This window comes from Streptomyces sp. NPDC096311 (assembly GCF_044763085.1).
In the GTDB taxonomy this organism is placed as follows: Bacteria; Actinomycetota; Actinomycetes; order Streptomycetales; family Streptomycetaceae; genus Streptomyces.
On the sequence record NZ_JBIWFN010000013.1, the window covers coordinates 349,529 to 355,866 of the forward strand.

Annotated in this window: 4 protein-coding genes and 1 pseudogene; 2 read left to right on the forward strand and 3 right to left on the reverse strand. The window is 66.9% G+C overall.

Annotated elements, in window-relative coordinates; genetic code table 11:
* Both ACIRA5_RS31900 and ACIRA5_RS31905 read left to right on the forward strand, forming a co-directional pair.
* Nucleotides 1-1,500: a recombinase family protein gene (locus ACIRA5_RS31900; RefSeq protein ID WP_403696526.1), complete on the forward strand. Its 1,500-nt coding sequence runs from the start codon at nucleotides 1-3 to the stop codon at nucleotides 1,498-1,500.
* Between the two features lie 941 nt (nucleotides 1,501-2,441).
* A pseudogene (locus tag ACIRA5_RS31905) lies at nucleotides 2,442-2,868 on the forward strand (transposase family protein); the annotation flags it as partial.
* Nucleotides 2,869-3,054: 186 nt separating this feature from the next.
* Here the strand turns inward: ACIRA5_RS31905 and ACIRA5_RS31910 are convergent.
* From ACIRA5_RS31910 to ACIRA5_RS31920, 3 genes are all read right to left on the reverse strand, one after another.
* Nucleotides 3,055-4,419, reverse strand: a complete 1,365-nt coding sequence (locus ACIRA5_RS31910; protein ID WP_403696570.1) for a replication initiator — start codon at nucleotides 4,417-4,419, stop codon at nucleotides 3,055-3,057.
* Between the two features lie 299 nt (nucleotides 4,420-4,718).
* The gene (locus ACIRA5_RS31915) at nucleotides 4,719-4,916 is read right to left on the reverse strand and encodes a hypothetical protein (RefSeq protein WP_403696529.1); all 198 of its coding nucleotides are present in this window, start codon (nucleotides 4,914-4,916) and stop codon (nucleotides 4,719-4,721) included.
* Entirely contained in the window at nucleotides 4,913-6,214 is a 1,302-nt protein-coding gene (locus tag ACIRA5_RS31920; protein WP_403696532.1) for an FtsK/SpoIIIE domain-containing protein, read from the reverse strand. Before ACIRA5_RS31920 ends, ACIRA5_RS31915 begins: the two co-directional genes overlap by 4 nt.
* Nucleotides 6,215-6,338: the final 124 nt, after the last annotated feature.

The following is a 6,338-nucleotide window of genomic DNA, read 5'->3' on the forward strand; positions in this document are numbered from 1 at the left end:
ATGGACGCAGACGAGCAGCAGACAGACCGTCAGGCATTGGCGGACCGCCGCATCTCCCGGTTATCCCTCCCCCGACAGGTCCGCCGCAGCGCTGCTGACTGGAGCGGAGAGAAGGCCGCGATCTACTGCCGTATCTCGCATGTGGACGACGACGACCAAACGGGTGTTGACCGTCAGGAACGGATCTGCCGAGACACCGCCGAGCGCCTGAACCTTACGGTGCCGAACCCTCTGGTGTTCGTGGACAACAACCGGTCCGCCTGGAAGCGCAACCGCAAGCGCCCGGGGTGGGACGCGCTGCTCGAAGCCGTCAGCGACGGCCAGGTGCGACACATCCTTACGTACCACCCGGACCGGCTCATGCGGCAGCCTCACGACCTCGAACAGCTCTTGCACATTGCCGACCAGCACGACATCACGTTGCACGGCCAGGCCAACCGGCGTGATCTCGCCGACCCTGACGACCGGTTCTTTCTCCGCATCGAGGTAGCGCACGCTTGCCGCTCCAGTGACGACACCTCACGGCGGTTGCGCGACGCCACGGTTGACCGAGCCCGGGATGGCCAGCCGCACGGGGGTAAGCGTCGCTACGGCTACGACAAAACGGGAACGTTGATCACCGCGGCGGAGGCGGCCATCGTCCGAGAAGTCTTCACTCGCTACCTTGAGGGAGAGACCCCGACCGCTCTGGCGCGCGACCTCAACGAACGCAACGAGCGGACGGCCCTCGGACGTGAGTGGAACGCCGATAGCGTCCGAGCGCTTCTCGACAGTCACCATGTCGCAGGCATCCGTGTCTTCCGAGGCGAAGAAGTCGGCCGGGGTCAGTGGCCAGCGATCATCAACGAAGGTCTCTGGCAGGAGGTACGCGACCGGCGCACGTACCGGGCCCCGGCTGTCCCAAGCAGTCAGAAGGGGGACAACCGCTTCTACCTGCTGCGCGGCATCGTGATGTGCAAGCGGTGCGGCGTGCGCATGGCCGGATCTCTGGGCAAGTACCTGTGCGGACGCAGCCAGCGGACGGACAGCAAGTTCTGTGGGCGCAGTGTCTCCGCGCCGACGTTGGAAGCGTTCGCGACAGACGCGGCAATCAACCTGTTGGAGCGGCTCGACGTGACCGGCAGCACCGAGCCGCCGAGTCTGACGGCAGCCGATCAGGCAGCCATCGAGGCTGACCAAGAGGAGCTTGCCGAGCTGAAAGACATGTGGGACGCCGGGGAACTGAAGACGCGCGAGTATCGCGCCATGCGCAAGACGGTTGAGGACCGGATCACTCAGATCCGCCGCAAGTTGGTCGTCCGACCGGCCGTTGAGGTGCTTGAGGGTTTGGTAGGCCCCAACGCGCGGAGCAGCTGGGAGGAGCTGGAGGAGGGGAAGCAGTACGAGCGCATGAACGCAGTTCTCCGCTTTCTATTCGGCGCAGTAATCATCGATGCCTCATCGACACGGGGTCGCAGCTTCGACTTTGGGCGCGTGGATATCGAGCCGAACGAACTGTAGCGAGTGAAGCGGAGGGGCCCGCAAGGGCTCCCTCCGCAATTCGGCTGGTCACTGCTGACCCCCGAAAACAGAAAAGCGCCCTCTCACCTCCCAAAGGAAATAGAGGGCGCGTGGTCTCCGCGATAAGGGAGTTTACGGGGGGCGTGTGGCGGATCGATCTGACGTCTGGGTACTGGTACTTTACCGGAACTCGTAGACCCGTACGCACTGGCCGTCTGCGTTGCGCTTGTACCCGTCCGGGCAGTTAACCGGATTCGGCTTTGTGTCCCTTATGCATCTCTCGGCACCTGAGGACCACCTGTAGCCCTTAGGGCACTTGACGGGTAGCCGCTTGCATGCCCTATTGACTACATGGTAGCCATGGGGGCACGGATTGTGCTTCTGTGTCTGGGCCGTCGACTGGCCAGACTGAATTCCTTGTGCACTGGCTGTTCCCGCTCCACCGATGAATGCGAAGGCAAGCATGGCCACTATTGCGAGACCCGAAAGCATGCTCAGTTTCGGATGCCTGAACTTGAGGCGATAACGCCGTTTGATCGAACTCATGCCGAATCCCTGCCTTTCGTGTCCTATGCGACGAACTGAAGCACCGGCTCAAGCCTGGGAGCGATGGAATTTGCGGGAACTGTCCAGCGTCAGGGACGCATCGAATTGGGCGCGCCTGTATCGCCGTGGAGTGCACAAGAGTCGACCGGTCCTGGCTGACTCTGCGTTGCCTTCCCGGCCGACGCGATCGCCGAATTCTCAGTCGCAGAACAATGGTTTCACCGATCCCGCGCGGTCGCAACTCAGTTGATTGCGGTGACCTTGCCGTCCTGACCGCTGTGGTGAGGGCTGACTGTGGTCTCCTCGGCAACGTGCCGGTTGCGTTGCGTGAGGACGGGAGGTGAGGCAGAGCTGACCCAGGCAGGCTCAGAAATACGTGAAGCCCCTGGTAAGAAAAGCCCAAGCGCCACGGCGGGAACGTGCAGGCCAACTCCGCCCTGACGGTTGGCCGTTGTGGGTCTCCCCGGTCCGCCCCGGCCGTGAGCACGACACCACCCGCGCCCGCACCCACGGCCTGATCGCCGCCCTCGATCGGCTCGCGACCACCCTGGGCGTGTCCTCCCTGACCGACCTGGGCTACGAAAACGCTGGGGACGGCTCCGTCACTCGGTCTAGAAGTCGCAAGGCAGCCAACTCACCACCGAGCAACAGACGTTCAACAAAATGATCCGTGGCATCCACGGTGACTCCGAGCGCGCCAATGCTCTGCTCAAGATCACCTTCAAGGCCCTGCGCCGGGTCAGCCTCGACCCCGGCAGCATCACCCGGATCGCCCGAGCCGCCGTCGTCCTGCTCAAGTTGGAGCATGGCCTTACCACCTGACCGAAGATCACAAACCGTCACCGAGAAGGGCTCACTGACTTTAGGTCCCGCTCCCTGGAACTTCGGACGTGGGTTGCAGAAGCCGGGCGAGACGCCGCGCCCCCTCAGGACTGATCTTGGTTGGGAACTTGGCGCACACTCGCTCCAGATGCCGAGCACGGTCCGCCTCACGATCACGCCGTACCGTCAGGTGATCACCTCCCTCCGGCCGGAGGTGATCTCTTCTCGGGCGATCTCGCGGTTCGCGGCGATGTCTTCGGCGACACCAGCGGCCAGGAGCGCGGCGCCGGGGGTGTGGCCGGAGCCCATGTAACGCCAGTGCCTATCTGCCACCGTGTCGGGAAGGTTGACGTGACCGGCGTGGCGGGCGCGTTCGGCGCGCAGGGCCGCGTAAGTCGTCGAGTAGGCACGGGATTTGGTGAGGATGTGGCCCCGGTATCCGAGCGTGTGAGTCCAGTCCCGGAGGCGTAGGGGTGCGTACTCGGGAAGGTCGCCGAGGTGCCAGCAGGTACGCATGAGGGTGCGGACGTGTGCGCTCACAGGGGCCGTGCCGATGTCGTCCCAGGTGGTGACCCTGTGGTCGATGCCGGCGCCTGTCTCGCTGGCTCCCTTTGTGACGTACTTCGCGACGTACGCGGCGACGGCGTCATCTTCCGGTCCGTCGCCGTCGGCACGCAGAGGGCGAGCGTCGATCTGGGCGCCCCAGCGAAAGGCGAGTTCGCCGACGGCCGGGGTGTAGGGGGTGCGGACCAGGACGCGCCGGGCGGAGGCGTGGACGGCACCGATGAGCAGCTCCGCGGTTCCCCAGGCCGGGGGTGCGTCGTCCGGTCCGTTCGGGCCGTCGAGGCGGACGACGGCGTGCACGTGGACGGCCGCCCGTTTCTGGTACTCGGCGACACGGGCGAAGGACAGTCGGGCGTGCTGGGCGAAGCGGGACTGTACGAGGCCGACCGAGGAGGCCAGGCGCCGCCGGACGTCGATGACGAAGCGGTCCCACAGCTTGGACGCGTGTGCGTGCCACAGCACGTGGCCCGTGTAGTCGTAGCAGTCGGCGCACAGGGGTTGGCCGACGAGGGAATCGGTCGCGTCGTGGACGGCCCCGCAGCCGAGAGGGCGCCCGTGGTCGCATTCGGCCCGGTCGCGACGGGGGCGGCAGCGCTCCCCGGCACCGTGCACGGGCCCGAAGGACGGGGCGGTCAGGGTGACGAAGAGCCGGGGCCGGTGGCGGACGTTGGCGGGGATGTTCTTGCCGCCCAGGAGGCCCGCGCGGACGAGGTGGAAGGTATCCCCGGCGTGGAGTCGGGAACAGGGTGCGCAGACGGTCGCGCGTCTGTTGCGGCAGCGGACGAGGAGCCGTTCGCCGGGTTCGGTGCGGGTGTCGTAGTGCTGGAGGATCTCGCCGGTTGTGCCGTCCAGGGTGGTGGTCGAGCCGGAGAGGTGGACGGGGTGGGAGCAGCCGCCGATTGCGGTGATCTGCTCCAGCCAGCGGATGAACTTCGGGTCTTGGGCGATGCGTATCGCGTCTCGGTCTGTTTCGGGGAGCTGACGCAGGCGCGCCGCGCGGTCGAGGGCGGCGCGCCTGTCAGCCGGGGTGAACTCGGGTGTGATGGTGGTGACCTTCCGGGGTGGGCCGCCGCAGCGGCACGGGTGATGGTTGGTGGCGCGCAGTCGTCCATGGAGATCACTCCTTGCGTGGTCGGGGGTGCTTGCGCGGTCAGCGGATGGTTCCGGAGCCCCGGCAGACGCGGCAGCGGTGAAGCCGTCCGGTCCAGGTTTTGCGGGCTCCGTCGCCCTTGCAGTGGGGGCACCTCACGCGGGGCATGGGCATGGCGTTGGTCCTTCCTGCCGGTCTAGAAGTGGGAGAAGCCGCTCAGTACCCAGGTCAGGAGGCCGTTGATGGTGAGGCTGACGGGGGTCTGGCCGAGGTACATGCCGAAGAGGGCGATGCAGATCGCTTCCCAGGCGCGGACGTCCCGGGACCGGATGAGGAGCAAGGTGACGATCCCGAAGACCACCACGAGGGACACGGCGGTACCTGTGCTGATCACTTGTCGTCTCCTTCGAGCGCTGCGAGGGCACGGTCTATGGCGGGCAGTGCAGGGGTGAGGGCCGCGTGTTTGCGGGCCGTTGCCGAGGCCTCTTCGGTCGAGGTGAGATGGGAGCGAGCCCGGCTCCAGCCGCCCTCGGGCCCGGTGCAGACGGCGACCCCCTTCTCGTCCGGGGTGATCGACTGGGCGACGACGACGGCGTCCTTGTTGAGGTCCCCGAGGGTCATCTCTGCCGTGCCGGGGTCGTTGACCCGGTGGCAGATACGGCCGCCGAGCTGCGCCCTCAAGGCGGTGACGCCGGGGCCGAGGTCGGAGCCGACGCGTTGGCCGGCGACGACCAGGTGCATGCCGAGCGCGGCACCGAGCTGAGCCAGGCGGAGCAGGAGCGTGGAGCACTGTTCGGCTTCCGCCTTGCTCTCGCGTCGGCCGTCGGAGAGGTACAGTTCCGCGATCTCGTCGACGATCACGACGACCGGCATGGGCCGCAGCTTGGCGGGCAGTTCCCAGATGGAGCGGACTCCGGCAGTGCGGCAGGCGCGCATGCGGTCCTGCATGTCGTCGACCAGCGCGGCGAGTACTGCGACCGCTTCACGGCGGCAGGTGGTCAGTGCGCTGAGCCGTTCGGCGAAGAGGCCGAGTTCCATGCCTCCTTTGCAGTCGATGCCGACCAGGGCGATGGGTTGCGGGGCGAGTTGGGTGATCAGCCGGGCGAGCAACGTCGACTTGCCCGAGCGGGTGGCCCCGGCGATGAGCCAGTGCGGCACAAGCCGCAGGTCCATGACCCATGCTCCGCCGTTCTCCAGTACGCCGATGAGTGCGGACAGCAGTGCGGCAGGCGCAGAGGCTAAGCCGGGCCGGGCCAGTGGGTCACTGGCCGTTGCGGTCAGCAGCACAAGGCCGCGTTCCGGCGAGGTGACCCGTACCGCGTGCACCTTCCAGGCGTGCACCAAGGCGTCCGCCGCTTTCATGTATGTGGCGGGGGTCTGGCCCGCGTGCAGGCGCACGGTCGCTGTCAGTCCCATGCGGTTGGCCCGCGGGAAGGAGAGCCGGGGTACGACCGGCCGCAGCGGATCACCTTTCACGACCAGGTCTCCGAGCAGCCCGCGCGGCGGACGGCTGGATACGGAGAGGTCGTTGAGTGTGGCGACCTTGCGCCAGGTGAACACCACCCGGCACGCGGTGGCCGGGTAGCCGGCGAGGTACCAGTGCCAGGCCGGACGGTGTCGGCGGAGAAGGTCGCCGATGACGAGCAGCCACGCGAGCGCGGCGAGTCCGAAGGCGAGTGCGATGGGTCCCATCACGCACCCCCGGTCTTGTGCGGCGTGGAAGTGCTGGGTACGGGGGTGATGGCGTCGGCGCGGAAGCTGATTCCGTGCCGGTCGCCCATGGCCCAGGCGAACGCGGTCAGGCCGGTGACCTTGA